General features: G+C 60.2%; 15 protein-coding genes and 1 tRNA gene. 8 read left to right on the top strand and 8 right to left on the bottom strand.

Going from position 1 to position 17147, the window contains the following annotated elements:
• Positions 1 to 8 precede the first annotated feature (8 nt).
• The 3 genes from NKF25_RS00645 to NKF25_RS00635 form a co-directional block, all read right to left on the bottom strand.
• Positions 9 to 1475: an ATP-binding protein gene (locus NKF25_RS00645; protein ID WP_253224820.1), complete on the bottom strand. Its 1467-nt coding sequence runs from the start codon at positions 1473 to 1475 to the stop codon at positions 9 to 11.
• A 265-nt stretch (positions 1476 to 1740) separates the two neighbouring features.
• Positions 1741 to 2925, bottom strand: a complete 1185-nt coding sequence (locus NKF25_RS00640; protein ID WP_253224819.1) for an aspartate kinase — start codon at positions 2923 to 2925, stop codon at positions 1741 to 1743.
• A 292-nt stretch (positions 2926 to 3217) separates the two neighbouring features.
• Positions 3218 to 4894, bottom strand: a complete 1677-nt coding sequence (locus NKF25_RS00635; protein ID WP_253224818.1) for a PQQ-binding-like beta-propeller repeat protein — start codon at positions 4892 to 4894, stop codon at positions 3218 to 3220.
• Between the two features lie 227 nt (positions 4895 to 5121).
• Between NKF25_RS00635 and NKF25_RS00630 the strand changes: the two genes are divergently transcribed.
• Positions 5122 to 7461, top strand: coding sequence for a hypothetical protein (locus NKF25_RS00630; protein ID WP_253224817.1), 2340 nt, complete (start codon positions 5122 to 5124; stop codon positions 7459 to 7461).
• Between the two features lie 69 nt (positions 7462 to 7530).
• Here the strand turns inward: NKF25_RS00630 and NKF25_RS00625 are convergent, their stop codons facing one another.
• On the bottom strand, positions 7531 to 8574 hold the full coding sequence (locus NKF25_RS00625; protein WP_253224816.1) for an ATPase domain-containing protein: 1044 nt from the start codon (positions 8572 to 8574) through the stop codon (positions 7531 to 7533).
• Positions 8575 to 8848: 274 nt separating this feature from the next.
• Here NKF25_RS00625 and NKF25_RS00620 point away from each other — a divergent pair, with 274 nt between their 5' ends.
• Both NKF25_RS00620 and NKF25_RS00615 read left to right on the top strand, forming a co-directional pair.
• Positions 8849 to 9256, top strand: coding sequence for a hypothetical protein (locus tag NKF25_RS00620; RefSeq protein WP_253224815.1), 408 nt, complete (start codon positions 8849 to 8851; stop codon positions 9254 to 9256).
• Between the two features lie 85 nt (positions 9257 to 9341).
• Positions 9342 to 9414 (top strand) — tRNA-His (locus NKF25_RS00615).
• A 69-nt stretch (positions 9415 to 9483) separates the two neighbouring features.
• Here NKF25_RS00615 and NKF25_RS00610 read toward each other — a convergent pair.
• A complete protein-coding gene (locus NKF25_RS00610) occupies positions 9484 to 9723 on the bottom strand; it encodes an amphi-Trp domain-containing protein (RefSeq protein ID WP_253224814.1) in 240 nt (79 codons plus the stop codon).
• A 247-nt stretch (positions 9724 to 9970) separates the two neighbouring features.
• Between NKF25_RS00610 and NKF25_RS00605 the strand changes: the two genes are divergently transcribed.
• On the top strand, positions 9971 to 10777 hold the full coding sequence (locus NKF25_RS00605; RefSeq protein ID WP_253224813.1) for a ZIP family metal transporter: 807 nt from the start codon (positions 9971 to 9973) through the stop codon (positions 10775 to 10777).
• Here NKF25_RS00605 and NKF25_RS00600 read toward each other — a convergent pair.
• Positions 10774 to 12237: a glycosyltransferase gene (locus tag NKF25_RS00600; RefSeq protein ID WP_253224812.1), complete on the bottom strand. Its 1464-nt coding sequence runs from the start codon at positions 12235 to 12237 to the stop codon at positions 10774 to 10776. The two genes, NKF25_RS00605 and NKF25_RS00600, sit on opposite strands and share 4 nt — an antisense overlap.
• 301 nt (positions 12238 to 12538) lie before the next feature.
• Between NKF25_RS00600 and NKF25_RS00595 the strand changes: the two genes are divergently transcribed.
• Genes NKF25_RS00595 through NKF25_RS00580 form a run of 4 tightly spaced genes read left to right on the top strand, consistent with a single transcriptional unit; the run spans position 12539 to position 15130 of the window.
• Entirely contained in the window at positions 12539 to 13237 is a 699-nt protein-coding gene (locus tag NKF25_RS00595) for a hypothetical protein (protein ID WP_253224811.1), read from the top strand.
• Positions 13234 to 13581: a hypothetical protein gene (locus NKF25_RS00590; protein WP_253224810.1), complete on the top strand. Its 348-nt coding sequence runs from the start codon at positions 13234 to 13236 to the stop codon at positions 13579 to 13581. Before NKF25_RS00595 ends, NKF25_RS00590 begins: the two co-directional genes overlap by 4 nt.
• The gene (locus NKF25_RS00585; RefSeq protein ID WP_253224809.1) at positions 13578 to 14336 is read left to right on the top strand and encodes a hypothetical protein; all 759 of its coding nucleotides are present in this window, start codon (positions 13578 to 13580) and stop codon (positions 14334 to 14336) included. The genes NKF25_RS00590 and NKF25_RS00585 overlap by 4 nt, the downstream gene beginning before the upstream one ends.
• 44 nt (positions 14337 to 14380) lie before the next feature.
• Positions 14381 to 15130 carry a hypothetical protein gene (locus tag NKF25_RS00580; RefSeq protein WP_253224808.1) on the top strand — a complete coding sequence of 250 codons (750 nt, stop codon included), beginning with the start codon at positions 14381 to 14383 and terminating at the stop codon, positions 15128 to 15130.
• A 31-nt stretch (positions 15131 to 15161) separates the two neighbouring features.
• On the opposite strand, the gene NKF25_RS00575 is transcribed toward NKF25_RS00580, so the two are convergent.
• Both NKF25_RS00575 and NKF25_RS00570 read right to left on the bottom strand, forming a co-directional pair.
• Entirely contained in the window at positions 15162 to 15842 is a 681-nt protein-coding gene (locus tag NKF25_RS00575; RefSeq protein WP_253224807.1) for an SOS response-associated peptidase, read from the bottom strand.
• 66 nt (positions 15843 to 15908) lie between these two features.
• Positions 15909 to 17075 (bottom strand): M50 family metallopeptidase, encoded by a 1167-nt coding sequence (locus NKF25_RS00570; protein ID WP_253224806.1) that lies wholly within the window; start codon positions 17073 to 17075, stop codon positions 15909 to 15911.
• Positions 17076 to 17147: the final 72 nt, after the last annotated feature.

Raw genomic sequence — 17147 nt, 5'->3', positions numbered from 1 at the left:
ACTGTCGTTCACTCGTTCTTCGCCGCCGCCGTTTTCGTGACGTCGGAGAATTCGAACTGCGCCCCGCCCGTCTCGCTGTCGGTCAGCGAGCAAGTCCACCCGTACACGTCGGACAGTTCCCGAACGAATGCCAATCCGAGACCCATCCCACCGTAATCCGACGCCGTCGTGTACCCCATCTCGAACACGGTTTCTTTGTCCTCGGCCGAGATTCCGATACCGTTGTCGGCCACGTAAAATCCGGTCGATAGCTCGCCGACCGTGACGGTCACGTCCGTACCCCCGTGTTCGATGGCGTTTTCGAACAGGTTCCGAAGCAGGTGTTCGAGGTACGTCTCGTCCGCCGATATCGTGGCGTCGATGAGAACGTCGAGCGACGCGTTCGACGACTCCACCTTCGTCCACGCGCTCTCCGCTACGGCCGCGAGTTCGACCGGCGTACTCTCGGGAATCGCCTCGTGACCCTGCGTGATGACCAATAGCACGTCGATGATGTCCTCGATGCGGTCGAACGATTCCGTGATGTACTCGACCGCCAGGGGAGCCGCCTCCGCCGGAAGCTCGTTGCAGTACATCTGGCCGATCATCAACGGATTGCGGAGTTCGTGGGCGATCATGCTCGCAAAGCTGTCGAGGCGCTTGTTCTGCCGTTCGAGTTGCTGTTCGCGCTCGTTTCGCTCGGTCACGTCGCGGACGACACCGGCGAGGTCGTGTCGAGCGTTCTCCCCTTCTGGAAGTCCCCCGACAGTCGCTTCGACTTCGAGTAGTTCCTCGGACGAGGTTTTCAGAACGGCATCGTACGTCTTCTTCCCGCCACGGTCCCTGAGAAGTTCGCGTTGGGCATCGATCGGAAGGTCGTCGATTCCCTTTTCGACGACCAGCGACGTGTGGGTGCCGAGGAGTTCCTCGCGGTCGTAGCCGACCATCTCGGCGTAGGTTTCGTTGACCAGCGTGAAACGGTCGTCCTCGTCGATGACGAAGATACCGTCGTTGATGGTTTCGACGATGGTCTCGTAGCGTTTCAGTTCCTTGCTGTACCGTTCGGCTTCGAGCCGTTGTTCCTCGGCGTTGAGCGCGCGGGTTTCGGCCCGCGCATCGGTGAATCCCATTCCGAGACCCGAGACGCTGGCGAGCGCCGTGAGGATGAGGATGTTACCCGGCCGCATGAGGTCGATGAGGAGCGCGATGAGTGCGACGATAGCGAGCATCACGACGATGCCGCTGAGACACCACTTGGCGACGGAGCCGAAGAGGTCGGGACGAACCTCGGTTCGGGGCAATCGATAGCTGGCGTAGAGGAGGATGAGCCCCGGGCCGACGACGAGGAGGAGGAATATCGAGACGATACCGGCTGTCCAATCGTGGGAAAACGGCGAAAATGGCATTCCGAGACCGGCAACGACGTACAACCCTCCGAGGACCGCGATGAGACGTCGCCCTGCGCGGCCGGAGATGGACCACGATTCGAGCACCATTGTGAGAAGTGTGATGGAACTGGGTAATTACCGTTGTGGTATGCACGTCGATAAGACGAAATATCGGGCGGTTTGGCGCAATCTATCCCCAATTGACGGGATTTACGGATTCACAATCGGATGAAAATACGTGCTGTCGGACGATTGCTGTCGGTCGATACTCGTGTGCATGTCGTGAACACGAATGGGATACGGTAAGCGGATGGAATACGGTAGGCGGATGGGGTCAGGTGGGAACGACTTCGAACTCGTTCCTACTGCTGACCTACTGCTGGAAATGATTTTGGAGGATTTCCAGCGTCCGTTCGCGGTCGTCCCAGTCCACGAACAGGGCGACGCTGGTCGCGCTGGTGATGAGGTCGTGGATGTTGATGTGCGCTTCCGCGATGGGATTAACGAGTTCGTGGATGATTCCCGGTTCGTTGGGGAGTTCGCCGCCCGTCACCCGAATCACGGCGATCGGGTCGTCGACCGTCACGCTGGAGAGCGATTCCTCGTCGATGACCTCCTGATGGAGGATGTTCTCGGCGCGTTCCGCTTCCTCGGTGTCCACGTAGAACGTGATGCTGTCCATGCCGCTCGCCACGGCGTCGATGTTGATGTTACCGGTACCGAGCGCGGTGGAGAGGTCGGCGAGGATACCCGGACGGTTTCGGATCGCACGCCCCGCCAGGGTCATGCAGGCGAGCGGCGACTCGCGCATGTCGATGAGGTTCTCGAACTGGCCGGTGACGTTCGTCCCGCCGGCCAGCAGGTCGCCGTGCTGGTAGTGGACGACGCGGACGTGAAGGTTGTCGTCCTTGTACGAGAGCGCCGATGGCGCGACGACCTCGGCCCCGCGGAACGAGAGGTTTCGAAGTTCGTCCACCGTAATCTCGCCGACGTTCCGCGCGCCTTCCACGACGCTCGGATCGCCGGTCATGACGCCTTCCACGTCGGTGACGATGACGACTTCGTCGGCGTCCATGTACGTGCCGAGCATCACGGCCGTCGTGTCGCTGCCACCGCGTCCGAGCGTCGTCACGCCTCCTTCCTCGTTCTCCGCGAGGAAGCCCGTGATGATCGGGACGACTCCGTCCATCTCCGCCGCGAGTTCGGCGGCGCGCGCTTTCGTCTCCTCTACGTTGACCTCTCCGCGCGTGTTGGTGATGACCGGCCACTGCTCGCTTCCGGGTTCGAGGAAGATGGCGTTCACGCCGCGCGCGGACAGGGCGGCTTTGAGCATTCGGACGCTCGTGCGCTCGCCCATGCTGACGATCTCTGCGCGGTCCGGTTCGTCCGCGTCGAAGTGGATTTCGTCGAGCAGTTCGTCGGTCGTGTTACCCATCGCGCTGGCGACGACGGCGATTTCGTGTCCTGCTTCGACGGCTGCTGCGACTGAGTCTGCGGCACGGTTGATGCGGTCTCCGCTTCCGAGGCTGGTGCCTCCGAACTTGGCGACTACACGCACCGAACCACCTCTTGTGGTCGGTTATTCATGCGCGGGCATAGCCACGGTGGGCAGATAACTGCTTGCATGTCAAGCATTTCTGCCAGTTACTCCTTTGACATGACGGGAGGGGTGATCACGACGGGCGGCACAGTCAGCGCACGATTCGCCGCTGCGCGTGAGGGAATTTCCCTGTGTCGGTCTCTGGTGCTCTGTACGATCACGAACCATGTTTTCAGGCTCGTCTAATTCGATAAAGGAGTTTCGATTTTTAGGTTGGCCTAAAACATAAATCGGTGCGGCGCGTCGTGAATCAGTTCGCCGCCATCGAAACGCTCGCCGTGTCCGTCTCGCCATCCCCGTCCGTGACGCGAACCGTGATCGACAGCGACCCACAGGAGGGAAGGGACACGTGAATCGAACGTCCCCCTTTCTCGTACGCACCATCCCCGTCGACATCCCACTCGAACCGAAGTTCGCTCCCCGTCGAAGCGGACGCATCGAGTTGGAGGACGTCGCCACCGTCGAGGTCGGTCGAGTCGGGACTCGGCGTGACTTCGATATACGCATCCAACGATGGGGACTCGGTTTCCTCGTCTGGGTTGTCGGGGGTGTCGTCCCCGCCGTCCGGTTCGTTGCCGTCCGGAAGTCCGGAACTCCCGTCCGGTTGCAGGTCGGACGACCCCAGCACGAAGAAGTTCGAGAAGTACGTGTACTCGTAGTCGAGCGTCGCACCGGCGGGATACGTCGCAACGTACAGTTTGCCGTTCGAAATCACGGGTACCCCGGCGGCGGGGGGGTTTTCGGGCGACGTTTGGAGGTCAGTGCTGTCGAGCGGGTACGTCCACTGTAACTCGCCGGTCGAATCATCGATAGCGTGTATGATACCCAGTTCGGAGATGTTCCCGCCGAGATACACCGTTCCGTTGCCCACGACCGGGTTGCTGAAGGATTTTCCCACCATGTCCGTCGTCCACGCCGTCTCCCCCGTCATCCTGTCGAGTGCTTTCAGGGTGGAATCCTCGGAAGTATCGACGAATATCACGTGCTCGTCGGTGATGACGGGGCGTCCGTCCCACCGGTTCTGTTCCGACGACTCGTAGTTCCACTCCAGCCGTCCGGAGTCCGGCGACCGGGCTTGTATCTCCACGCTGTCGTCGTCTCCGGTGAGATAGTTGGTTTGGGAGAAATAGACCATTTGTTCGGTTGCCGACGGGTTGCCGAGCGTCGTGTCGTCCGGGGATACACGCCATTCCATCGACCCGTCTGCGGCGTCCAACGCCGTTCCATCGCTCAGGAAAAGGGTTTCGTCGATGTAACTTAGTGCATCACCGACCTCCTCCGACAACCCGGAGACGCCAGCAGTTTGCCAGACGGTATTCCCGGTGTCGGGGTCGAACGCGTACGTCCCGTGTCGGTTCGAGCTGAATATCCGGTCATCGGTCACGATGGGAGGAGACCACACGTCGTGGTCCGTCCGTGTCCACACCGTCTCCCCGGACGTAACATCGAGCGCGTACATCCCCCCATCACCCGAGTTCGAGGTTTCGAAGTTCTTCGTCGCCACGTACACCTTGTCGCCATCGGTCGTGGGTGGCTTCGGACTCGGAATATCGGTTCGTTTCCACCGTCGCTCGCCGGTTTCGAGGTCGTATGCGCCGAGATATCCGGTGGTCTCTCCGGGCGTGTTGTCCGATGTAACGGCGAGATACACCAGTTCGTCGGTAACGATCGGCTCGACGTGGAACATACTGCCGTCCAAATCCATCTTCCAATCGAGTGTGGCGTACGGTGTCGGACCGTCGTCTTCGGTCGTTCCCGTTCGACTGGGTCCAGAGCGAGGTCCGGTCCATTGGTACGGTCGAATTTCGGAACCACCGCCCCCGGCGGAGGCGTATCCTCCGAACGCCGCGACACCCACCGTAGCACCGATCGTTTTCAACATCGTTCGTCGGTCGATTCCCGTTCGCGTGTGGGATTCTCCAGGCATCTGTCTCGAACGTTAATTCAATAATCGCACAAATTGTTATGAGGCCCCTGAACAGTATATTCCATCTTCAGGCAGAGTATAACAATAGATTCGATAGTGCTTATGCGAAGTATGGTGAGAGGAGAAATCAGAAACGAAGACGCACGACTGCTCGACCGACTCGATCGGAACCGACGTCCGACTGTCTGGGGGGCAATCCTCGAAGTTCTGCTGGGAGAGGGGATCTGATGCCGACCTACAATATCGTCGATCAGGGGGCAGACAAAAACGGAAACACGGCCATCGATCCGATTCTAGGCGACCTCGTCGGCAGCAATACGACGATCGTCTTCCCATCGGGAACCTACAAGCTCAACGGGATTACCATCGAGTCAGGGACCAACAACCTCGAACTCATCGCGCCGAACGGTGCGCGACTCGTTCCCGGTGTTTCGAGCGACAACACCCGTTGGTTCGACGTGTACTCGAACGGGTTCGTCCTCGACGGATTCGAACTCGATATGCGGAACACGCCGATTCCACCGTTCATCCGCATGAACTCCAATTCGGGTAACTGGGAACTCAGACGACTCATTACCCGTGGAAAAGTGCGGGCGGCCACCGATACCAACGTCGGATCGAACGATTCGAGCGACGCACGCACGTACTTCCGATTATCCTCCGCGGACGGAAAACGCGGGCTCCTGCAAGACTGCTATTTCAACGAGGGGGCGTGTGCCGCGGACGAGGCGAGCAACCGGCGTGCGATACTCGTCGAATCCGGGAAGGGGGCGCTCACGTTCAACCGTTGTTGGTTCGAGCTGTGGGGAGAGAACACGATTTACGCGAAGAAACCCGAAGGAAAACTCAAAATCCTGAACTGCTTCGTCCGCAACACGCAAAACGGTCTCCGCCTCGGGGGGAACACGGAAGTGAGAAACTGCGTCTCCATCAAGGACGGACAACATCCACGGTCGGCGTGGTCGGGTGGCTCTCTCCAACGCGGCGTGAGCTCCGAGGCCAACGTTCCCGCGAATTCGTCGGAGGGGATCAACAGTTACGACGGAACGCTCACCATCGCGGATTGTGATTTCTATCACCGCTACCAGTCGCCGAGTTGTGGCGGACCGATCACGGGACAGGTCACGTGTCAACGGATCGTCGTAGACGACGTCCGAATCAGCTACGAATCGACGAAGAACCACGACGCCATCTACACGTACGATAGCCAGATGTCCGATGGGACACCGGCAAATCTCGAATATCTGGAGTTCAAAGACGTCCAAGTACGCAACGACCACAACAGCGAGTACGCGATATACATCGGCCAAGCACCGGACGAATGGGGAACGGTGTCCGGCGTTCTCGGTGGGTCCGGTCCACAGACCAACTCGACCTACATTAGCAACCGGATGACCATCAACGGGAATCCCGACGAACCGAATACGACGCCGCCGTTGCCCGATCCACCGGCGCTCGGGACCGTTCCGCTGCAATCCGCGCAACTCGTTCGCATCGACAATACGGGCAAGGACTCGCCAACGACGTATCGGATTACGGCCGGAGAGAACGCCCTCCCCGCAGGCAACGAAGGTTCGACGTTGACCATGTCTTGGGGGGAAGACGGCGGGCCGAGCAGGCCGGGGAATTCGTCGGTCGCTACTGGAACAGTTCCGGCGGGAAAGATCCACTCGTTCTACGTGACCGGCGGTATCGTTTCGACCGAGTCGAGTGGACCCGCGGTGTGGACGGTCGATGGGGAACCGTACACCCCCGGCAGCGAAGTACCGCTGTTGACGAAAGCGATAACCAGCGGAAAACAGGAAAGCGTAGACCAGTGGCAACAGGCCACCTCGGCCGTACAACCGAGTGGCGTCGTCGTCGCGAAACCGCTGTCATACGACGGCGGGAACCCGGCGCACGTCCGTCTCCGAAACGTGGCGGATGGGAATTTCGAATACAAACTCGAAGAGTGGGAATACCTCGATGGATCGCATATCAGTGAAACGTTCCATTCGCTTTCGGCAGGGACGAACGAACAGGTGTTGCAACTGGACAACGGCAAATCGTTCAAGGTAAAAGGCGGACAAGCGGAGGTTTCCGACGCGAAGACGACCGTTTCGATGGGAGATTTCTTCGGGGGGGCGGCACCGGTCGTATTTGCACAGCCACAGACTGCCAACGGTTCCGACCCGGTCATCTCACGGCTGTCGAAAATCACCGGCAACTCGTTCGGAGTGAGACTTCAGGAGGAAGAGGGCCAAGACGGGCACGTGAGCGAGACGGTCGGGTACATCGCGCTCCAACGGAGGTCCGGGCGGATCGACGGACGGGTGTTCGAAGTACGGCAAACCGATGAGGGGATTACCGAGGAGTGGCAACGGATATCCTTCGGCAACAGGTACGATTCGCCGTTGTTCTACGCCGATATGCAGACGTTCAACGGCGGCGACACCGCGGAACTTCGGTATCGAAACCTCACTGGGAACGGTGTCGAGGTGAAGATCGAAGAGGAGGAGAGCGCCGATACGGAAACGGGTCACGTTCCCGAGACGGTCGGATACGCCGTCTTCGAAGGGTCCGTGTGAACCGTCTCGGCCTGCTCCACCTGTAGATCACGCTACATCACTGAAACTCGACGGCGAACCTGTCACCGTTCACTCGGCAGCGTCTGATTCCGACCGAGCGTTCCGATCTGAACTCGGTTGTTCGTCGGATTCGATGGCTTCCTCGGCCGATTCCATTTCCTCGATCGGGTCGAACGATATCAACCCGTCTCCGCTCGTGTACTCGTAGGCGACCCACTCGGGAATCGTCAACACGCCGTTCATTTTGCGGATACGGATCCGTTTGATGAGCACGTCGTCGACGAGCGATCCGTTCAACTGCAACTCGACGAGGCCGTCGATGACGTAGCTCATGTCGTGCGGAAACGCGTTCTCTTCCCCTGCGAACGTCGCTCCCGCAAAGACGGTGACGAACCTTCCTTTGCAGACGTCCGCGCGGATGTCCTTGACGAAGTCGTACGCTTGGACGGGCTGAACGAGCGTTCCGAACTCGGTCAGCGAGTCGATTGCGACGATACCCGTATCGCTCATCGACAGCGATTCGAGACAGTTGTCGAGTTTGTTTTGCAGTTCGCTCGTATCGCTCGGGTCACGAACCGTCGTCGTGACGGGCGCAGTGACGTGGTGCAGGAAGTGGTTCCACTCGTCCATCCGGGTGAACATCCGGTCGCGGTCGCTGACCCGGTAGGTGAAGCAGTCGAGAACGTGTAGCTGTCCGGATTCGAGATACGGAAGGACGTTCCACTCCAAGGAGAGGAACTGCTCGATGACCGAAATCGGCGGTTCGGTGAAGCTGACGACGATTGCCGGTTCACCGCGCCGAAGCGTCCGCCAGACGAGTTCGGTCCCGATGGCGTTGTCGCGCGTCCCACCTTCCCCGGACAGCAGGATGAACGAGTTGCGTGGCAACCCTTCCGGCAGATGCTCGTCGAGCGCCGAGATACCCGTGGTTATCTGACGAAATCCGTGATAGGTGGTGAACACGCGGTCGTTCGCTACCATCTCGTTCCGGCACGTCTCCGAACAGAATTCGTAGGTCGTCTCGCCGTGGGCCAGCGTTACCGTCTCGTCGAGACACGGCAGGCGACAGAAATCGCACGGTCTCCGGTCGGCGTTCCCGGATACATCACTCATAGTCACATGTTAGCATCCGAGCGAGATGAAACTACGCCCAACGGAACGGGAGAATTGGAAATCCAGTTCCCTCCAGGGGTTTTTTAGATTGGATAGGATACAGTAATCAAACATTACGAGAGTCAGGCTCCGTATTACGGACCACAAGGAACGAAATACGCATTGACGATGGTACACCGACCACGATCCGTTCGACCAGCGACCGGTGTCGTTCGTCCGGAGATGGGGGGCGTTCGGCTGAAGGGTTTAATGTGAGGGACGGAAACTATCCAACATGAACGTCCGAGACGCAGTGGAGGCTGACGGGGGCCGCCTCGCCGCACTAGCCGACGTTCCGACCGATGTGATGGCCGACGTGGTTCACGACCGGACGGTCCGCGTGGCAGAATCGGACGGGGACATCGTCGGCTTCGTCGGATACGAAGCCGACGAGAAGACGGTCCACGTTACCCATCTCTTCGGTGAGGAATCGGCCTGTGAACGCCTCCTCGACGAACCGATACGCTTCGCGGAGCGGGAAACCATGCCGGTCGAAATCCTGCTCCCCGAACCCGAAACCGTATCCGACACCATCGCCGTCGCCGAGGCGGTCGGGTTCGAGGAAACCGAACCCGGTCCGTGGTTCGACGGCCACCGTACCCGTCGATTTCGACTGGAGAATCCGACGACCGAACGAGAGTGAGTACGAGTAACACGTCAGAAACCACCATACGCGGCCTCCTTTCCGAAACGTATTTTAATCTCTCCCGTTTACCTCGATATGCGTGTCCGGGTTGGGGTAGTGGACTATCCTCCAGCCTTGTGGAGGCTGGGACGCGGGTTCGATTCTCGCACCTGGACCTTTTGCGAACATCAGACCGTGAGTGACTGGTTTCGAGTTCGGAACCAGCCGTGAGACACGAAGTCCAGCTATTTCGGCTTCCAATCCAATTTTATCGTGACCGTCTCGCGGTCACCACGGAGGACGGACGAGGATTCCCGAATTCCGATTTCGTAGCCAATCTTCTTCCGTGGCGAGAGCGTGACGGTCTTGTTGCCGACGTCCACGTTGGCCTCATCCTTGCCACGGAGTTGGTCCGCGATGGCCTCCAGTCGGTCTGCGGCTTCTTTGCGCGACAGCTTTTCCTCGTGGAGCGTTTTTTCGGACATCGCAAAAGACGTACTCAACCATCTCAGATAGCCGTTGTGGGCAAGAAGTTCTGCCATTCTCCGAATGTCCGATATCACGGGTCTCACGGCCTCTCGATTCGGAATCTTCCTATCCAGGATACTGCGTCCGATTTTTCGGCCAACCAAACAAATCCAATCATCGAAAATCCCTAATCACCCGGTAGAAATCTTAGGTCGGCCAAAAACGGCAGAAAGCCCTACAAGTGCGTAGTTCAAACGAATATACATGAACTGGGGACCGTACGTACTCGTCTTCGTCGCAGGACTGGTCGCGGCGTTCGGGACGAGTCTCGGGGCAGTTCCGTTGTTTTGGGTCGATGATATCGGGGACAAGCTCGACGTTGGCCTCTGGGGGTTCGCTGGCGGATTGATGGCGTCCGCGTCGGTGTTCGGACTGCTGTTCGAAGCGTACAAGAAAAACAGCGGGTGGCTGCTCGTCGGTGCGGGCATCGCCTGTGGAATCCTCCTCGTGATTTTCGCACACTACGTGGTGGACCACTACGGACCGGATTTCCAACCGGAAGACATCGCGCAGGGGGATTTCCAGACCATCCTCAACATCCTGCTGGTCCTGTTCGTCCACAGTTTCCCGGAGGGACTCGCCATCGGCGTCTCCTTCGCCGAACTCAATCACACGGGCGGGATTCACATCCTCGGGTTTACCGTTCCCCTCGTTGCCATCGCCATCACGGGATCACTGGCGATTCACAACTTCCCGGAAGGGTTGGCGACCGCGATTCCGATAAACGACGTGGACAGTATCGGAAACGGACGCATGTGGGGAGCCGCGTTCTTCACGAGTCTTCCACAGCCAATCGGGGCAGTCATCGCGTTCTACTTCGTCCGATTGGCACAGCAGTTCCTCGGGTTCGGATACGGATTCGCGGCAGGATCGATGCTGTACCTCGTCATCGGCGACGTACTGCCGGAAGGACTGGAGGCCGGTGAAAGCCTCTCGAACCCGACGTGGTACCTGTCGGCTGGCGTCATCGTCGGATTCGTCGTGTTCATCCCGCTGCTGTTCGTCCTCTAACGGACGAGCAGTCCGAGGGTTTCCAACCAACGGGTCACCTGCTCGAACACGAGGTAGTTGTCCGTGACGTGCCGCTGGGCGCTGTACGACCAGTCGTCCCATTTGTCGGCGGCTTCGAGCACCGAATCGAGCGTTTCGGCGACCGATGCCGGGTCGCCGGAATCCGGCACCAACCGACCGTCCTTGCCGTCACGGATTTGTGCGGTGATGCCACCGGTATCGGAACCCATCAGTACCGCCCGCTTCCACATGGCTTCCGTCACCGTGAGACCGAATCCCTCCTGGAGCGAGTTCTGGGCGACGACCGTCGAGCACCGCTGGAGGGCGTTGATGACGAGCGCGCTCTCGTGCTGGTCGGGCGGCATGACGATGACGGCGGCATCGTCCCGTAGTTCGGGATCGAGGGCGAGCCACTCCTCCTCCAAGTTTTCGAGCGCCGTCCGCCCTTCCGGGTCGTCGGCGACCGACGACGGGTCGGGACCGACGAGGAGGAGTCGTGCGTTCTCGATTCGCTCCCGATGGTCGTCCGAGCGGGAGGAGTCGGCCGCCGACCGGGCGTCGCGCTTCAGTTCGGCGAAGCCACGCAGCAGCGGGACGAACCCTTTGAGGCTGTCCCATCGCGAAATCTGGCAGATGGTCGGACGGAAGAGCAAGCCGATATCGGCCGGTTCCGTCGCGGGAGCGAACGAGCCGTCGGCCTGCAATCGCCGGGCGGGTTGGCCGAACTGCTCGACCGGGTGACCGGTGTCGATGAGGTCCGCCCGTGCCAGCACGGTGGCGACTTCTTGGGGCTTCATACGGCGGTTTTTCGCGCTGAACGGGTCTATTGCGGGAGGAATGATGTCCGCATCGGTTGCCAGAAAGTCGGGAACGTACGCTGGAAGCGTGAAGACGGTGCGATCGTAGTCGCTGATCCACGGCTTCAAGAACTCCCATGCAGTCCGTGATTTCTCCGAGTGCTCCTCGGATCCGATGTGACAGCGCCAGACGGCGGGAACGTCGAGTTCTTCGACGACCATCGCACCCGCCGCGAGCGGTTGTGGGTCGTGAACGACGAGGACGTCGTTCGGAGCGATACGATCCGCGAGTTCGTCGGCCACCGACCGACTCGTCGCCTCGTAAACCTCCCGTTCGTGGTCCACGAGTTCGGGGTTACCCGCACCGTGGAGCAGGTTGTGAATCCCCTTCGTGAACTCGAAGAATACGGGCTCGTCAACGTCGATGACCGCCCATTTCGCATCGACACCGAGCGCACGGGACAGGCTGACCAGTTTCGGCATCATCTCCGCCACACCCCCGCCGCTTGCCGTCGAATTCACCATCCAAACGGTGCGACCGTCGAGCGCGGCGACGTCGTCGGTGACCGCGTTTTGCATCGCTTCGACGGAATTTCGCAGCACCGTATCCGTCGCGTACTCCGCCATCGTGTGTTCTACGTCGATGTCGATGAGCTGAATCATTGGTACCGCCAGGGCAGTATGTGAGATGACAGCACACCGTAAACGAGTTTTGTTCGGAATCTGTCAATCTGAATTACCGAAGCGAGCGCGCTCGTTCGGAGAAACGCAGAACGAGAGGGGAATTCGAGGAACATTCCGGCCAAGGTTAGGACTCGTGTTTATTTATCCAAATAGCGAGTGAATATACCATTCTGAGAGCGTTCGAATTTGCACCTAAAACCGCCAGAGAGCGTCCGAACCCCTCGGCGAAAGGCCAGAATGGCTTAGTAAAACCATCGGGATTCAATTTACGTTGGTTACCATGACAGAAACAGCCGATCAGGATGACACTTTCCGTGCCGACGAAGACGCCAACGAGCACGCCCGGAACGAAGGGCGATTGTTGACCGACGGTGGGGAGGAGGAAGAAAGCGAGGAAACGACCGAAGAAGGAAACGAAGAGGAATCGTCGGAGAGGAGCGAAGAGCAGTCCGAGGAGTCACAGGAGGGGACGGAAGAATCACAGGGGAACGGAGAAGGGGACGAAGGCGACTCGGAAGGGGACGGGGAGAACGGAGAGTACGGCTATCGGGAGGACGATGGGACGACCGTGTTGTATCTCGACCTCGAAGGGCTGTTTCTCGACCTCCTCGGTCTCGAAGTGGACCTCAACGAAGTCGAGTTGGACGTCTCCGCGGTCAGCGGTCCCGGTCGGTTGTTGGGGAACTTGCTCTCCGGCGTCGGGAACCTGCTCGGCGGTGGCTCGGGCGGGTTGCTGGAGAACCTGATCGGCGGGAGCCTCTTCGGGGGGCTACTCGGCGGCGACGAGGACTCCGACGAGGACTCCGAGGACGGTTCGGGTCGCGTTTCGTCGGCGATGGAGTCGGCCGGTGAGTCGATACGCGACGCGCTGTCCGACATCCCGCTCGACGAACTGCTCACGACGCTCCTCAAGGAAATCGTCGATCAGATGTTCGGCGACGACTCCGAGGAGGAGTCCGGGGACGAGTCCGGAGCATGAGCGACGAGAGTTCGTCGCTCGACGTCGGCGATGCCATCCGGAACATCGATATGGACGAGGTGTTCGCGGACACGTCGCTCGATGCTGGGGTGGCAGACGACGCCTCCGTCGAGTCGCTGGGTTCGACTATCGGGGAATTCGTCGGCCGCAACCTCGGTGCGTGGCTCGGCGGGGTTCTCGGCGGTCTGCTGCTGGACTCGCTCCTCGATACCCCATCCGAGAGCGAAGCGGACGACGGCGAGGAGACCGATACTGAAGAGCACGATGAAGCCGGGGACGAAACGAGCGATGAATCCGAGAGCGAAAGCGAAGACGACGCGGACGACGGTGGTGAGACCGAATGAGCGACACACCCGACCCGAAAGAAGCGATCACCGACGAACTGTCCGACCAGGTCGACGTCGGTTCGCTGGTGAAAGGCGAGAGCGTCGGCGACCAAGTCGACGGGCAATCGCTGGGGCGGTCGTTCGGCGAATCCGTCGGCGCGCTCGCGGGCCGCAAACTCGGCCGCGTCGCGGCCGGTCAGCTTCTCTCCAAGCTACCGTTTCAGGGAAGCGATGACGAGAACCCGTCACTGCTCGGCCGTCTCGCCAGCGCGTTCGTCGTGGCCCTCGGCAAGACGCTGCGCAAGCCGCAGTTTCGGGACCCTATCGAGAGTTCGCTTCGCGAGTACGTCGAAAAGCGGGAATCGACCGAAACGCTGGACGATGCGAAGGAGACCACCGAGGAAGTGGTGGAGTCGCTCGGCGAGGGTGAAGACGAAGACGGGGAGTCCGACGAAAAGAAGTCCGACGAAAAGAAATCCGATGAAAAGGAGTCCGACGAGGGAGGTACCGATGCCGCCGATGTCGATTTGAACCCGGACGACGTGCAAGCCATTCGGGAGGAGACCTACCGGGAACTCCTCGAAACGATGGACTACTCCGAACTGCAGTCCGTCGCGAAGGAAGTCGACGTGAAGGCCAATCTAGGCCGCGACGAGATGGTCGATGCCATCGTCGAGCAGTTCAACGACGGGGAGGAAGACGAAGCGGCGGACGCGGAGGATGGCGAAGAAGGAGAAGGAGCGAACGAGAACGGCACCGGCGATGAGGAATAAAACGCACTGCGACCGAAGATACCCCACGAACGCCCACTGAAACGATGACAAACGACGACCCAGACCTCGAACGACGCCTCGAAGACGGGATGGAGGAGATCCGGTCGGCGCTCGACGCCGCCGACGGCGACGAGTTACCGAATGAAACGGCCGAATCCGTTCGCGAGCGTACCGATGCAGTCGCCGAAGCGGTGTCCGATGCATCGCTCGGCGAACTGCTCACGGCGTCCGGATTCGAGCACGACTCGGCGGACGTGACGCCAGCGGACCTCCCGATGCTGATGCAGGACGCCGACGCCGACGCAGTGCTCTCGCTTCGACACCTGTTGGAGATGGCCGACCTCTCGGACGAATGGTCGAACCTCGACGCGGAAGAGCGACTCGATCGCCTCGAACGTATCGGCGGGGATGGAACGAAGGACGACGGCAGCAGGAGCGTGAGCGACCTGCTGTCGTCGGTATTCTCGCTGGGAAGTTCGGACGAGACGGAAAACGAGGGCGACGTGGGAGCCAACGAGGAAGGGAGTGAGGACGAAGAAGGTAGTGAACACGAGGATGTGGAAAACGGAGAGTTCCTCTCGACCGAGGACGCCGTCGAGGAGTTCAGTTCCCTGTTCGGCAGGCTCAAAGGGGATGATGAGGAAGCGGAGGACGATGCCGACGAAGCGGAGGATGAAGAGGACGACGGTGACCCCGGTGGAGGCGGTGCGACGGACATGTACTCCACGATGCCGTCCTCCCGGTCGGACATGGACAGTCGAAAGCGACATTCGACGGTGCGGGGAAAGAACTGATTTCGACCGAATCGCGGGTTTTTCGGCTCGATTAGGCGAAATCCCCGAATCCCGTCTGTGCGTCCTCATCGGCGACGACTTCCTCCACGATGTCCGGCGAGTCGTTGGCCGGGTTGTTGACCGTCGTGGAGACCGGATAGGAGCGCATTTTTCGGGCCGGGAAGGGATTTAGCACGGATCGTCGTTCGTCCTCGTCGCCGTCGAGCCACGTCGTCTCCTCCTCGGGTGCGAGAATGACGGGCATGCGATGGTGGATTTCGCCGACGACATCGTTGGGTTCCGTGGTAACGACGGTGAACGAAGTTTTGTCGTCACCGTCTTTCCAATTTTCCCACAATCCAGCCATCGCGAACGGCTTTCCGTCCGTTCTGGTCATTCGATACGGTTGCTTTCCAGTCGGCGTCTTCTTCCAGTCGTAGAAGCCGTCGGCGAGAACGAGACACCGACGTTCGCGGTAGGCGTCGCGGAAGCTCGGCTTGTCCGAAAGCGTCTCGGCGCGGGCGTTGATGTGTCCGCCGCCGAACTCGTCGGCCCAGTGGGGAACCAATCCCCACGTCGGGAAGCTGATTTCCTCGGGCGCGTCGTTGCGGACGACGGGGTGTTCCTGCCCCGGCGCGACGTTGTACCGCGGACGGATTTCCCGGACCGGCGTGGCATCGAACCGGTCTTCGAGTTCGTCCTGCGGCGCGAAGAGCGAAAGGCGTCCACACATACCTACTACTCGGCGAGGAACGGGGATAAACGCGACGGCAAACAGTGTTCAGCGGGGATTCGAAGCCTACGATGGCTGTTCGCGGAGGGCGAACTCGTCCTCCGAACGCCCGCTCTTGTTGATGATGTTGAACGCGGTCATCAGGTCCGTTCGAGAGATGATTCCGGCCACGTCGCCGTCGCTATCGATGACGGGAAGCCGACCGATGTTGTTCTGCTGGATCGTTTCGAACGCGTCCATCGCGTCGCTATCCGCGGGAATCGTCTTCACGTCGGTAGACATCACGTCCCGAACCGTGTAGGCGTCGCGCTCGACTTGCTGCACGCTCCGGGCATCGTCCAGCGTTATCATGCCGACGAGTTCGCCGTTCTCGATGACCGGGTAGCCGGTGTGGCGCTGACGGAACATCGTTTCGAGGAGTTCGGCGATGGACGTGTCCGGCGAAACCGTGTGCAGGTCGTCCGCGGTCGTCATCACGTCACGAACCCGAACGTTGCGGAACGTCGCCGAGAGCACCGACTGTTGAGCCTCGCTGGTCGCGCCGATGTAGATGAAGAACGCGATACCGATGAGGATGATATTCCCGCCGAACAGGCCGAATATGCCCAACAGGATGGCGAACAGTTTGCCGACCTCGGCGGCGATTTGCGTCGCTTGTGCGAACGGGCGCGTTCGCGCGAGGAGCGCGCGCAGGACGCGTCCGCCGTCCATCGGAAACCCGGGAAGCAGGTTGAAGGCGGCGAGGACGATATTCATTAGCGCGAGGTAGCCGAGGACGAACCGAACGGCATCGAAGCCCGAGGGGACGGCGAAGAGCGCGGCAAACGAGAGAACGCCGAGGATGATACTGACGACCGGACCGGCGATGGCGATGAAGAACTCCTCGGACCACTCCTCCGGTTGGTCGGTGAGCCGCGCGATGCCGCCGAAGATCCACAGCGTGATGGAGTCGATGGGATAGCCGTAGTGCATCGAAACGACGGAGTGGCCGAGTTCGTGGAGGATGACGCCCGCGAACAGACCGATCGCAGCGGCGACGCCGAGATACCACGGCATCATTCCCGACGAGAGCGGGGCGGCGGTTAATCCGAGGCTCCAGAGGTCGTTCAGGATGGTGACCCAGTACGAAACCTGCGTTCCGATGAGCCACGCGAATATGGGGAGGATGAGCAGGAAAGTGAGGTCGAGTTGTATCGGAATGCCGAACGCGCTCCCGATTTTGAAACTTCTCATGGGGGAATATTGCATCTGAGACGCCTTAAACTTCGTCTCGGAGCGGGGAGAGACGTCCCGAAGTATTCAAGG

The sequence above is a fragment of the Haladaptatus sp. AB643 genome (genome assembly GCF_024136975.1).
In the GTDB taxonomy this organism is placed as follows: domain Archaea; phylum Halobacteriota; class Halobacteria; order Halobacteriales; family Haladaptataceae; genus Haladaptatus.
Note: the sequence above shows the minus strand (reverse complement) of the source record. Positions and strands in the feature narration are given on the sequence as shown.

Bases quoted from the DNA above. Each gene is read 5' to 3' on its own strand.
- NKF25_RS00645 (WP_253224820.1), bottom strand. From the start codon at position 1,475: ATGGTGCTCGAATCGTGGTCCATCTCCGGCCGCGCAGGGCGACGTCTC.
- NKF25_RS00635 (WP_253224818.1), bottom strand. From the start codon at position 4,894: ATGCCTGGAGAATCCCACACGCGAACGGGAATCGACCGACGAACGATG.
- NKF25_RS00630 (WP_253224817.1), top strand. From the start codon at position 5,122: ATGCCGACCTACAATATCGTCGATCAGGGGGCAGACAAAAACGGAAAC.
- NKF25_RS00625 (WP_253224816.1), bottom strand. From the start codon at position 8,574: ATGAGTGATGTATCCGGGAACGCCGACCGGAGACCGTGCGATTTCTGT.
- NKF25_RS00620 (WP_253224815.1), top strand. From the start codon at position 8,849: ATGAACGTCCGAGACGCAGTGGAGGCTGACGGGGGCCGCCTCGCCGCA.
- NKF25_RS00610 (WP_253224814.1), bottom strand. From the start codon at position 9,723: ATGTCCGAAAAAACGCTCCACGAGGAAAAGCTGTCGCGCAAAGAAGCC.
- NKF25_RS00605 (WP_253224813.1), top strand. From the start codon at position 9,971: ATGAACTGGGGACCGTACGTACTCGTCTTCGTCGCAGGACTGGTCGCG.
- NKF25_RS00600 (WP_253224812.1), bottom strand. From the start codon at position 12,237: ATGATTCAGCTCATCGACATCGACGTAGAACACACGATGGCGGAGTAC.
- NKF25_RS00595 (WP_253224811.1), top strand. From the start codon at position 12,539: ATGACAGAAACAGCCGATCAGGATGACACTTTCCGTGCCGACGAAGAC.
- NKF25_RS00590 (WP_253224810.1), top strand. From the start codon at position 13,234: ATGAGCGACGAGAGTTCGTCGCTCGACGTCGGCGATGCCATCCGGAAC.
- NKF25_RS00585 (WP_253224809.1), top strand. From the start codon at position 13,578: ATGAGCGACACACCCGACCCGAAAGAAGCGATCACCGACGAACTGTCC.
- NKF25_RS00580 (WP_253224808.1), top strand. From the start codon at position 14,381: ATGACAAACGACGACCCAGACCTCGAACGACGCCTCGAAGACGGGATG.
- NKF25_RS00575 (WP_253224807.1), bottom strand. From the start codon at position 15,842: ATGTGTGGACGCCTTTCGCTCTTCGCGCCGCAGGACGAACTCGAAGAC.
- NKF25_RS00570 (WP_253224806.1), bottom strand. From the start codon at position 17,075: ATGAGAAGTTTCAAAATCGGGAGCGCGTTCGGCATTCCGATACAACTC.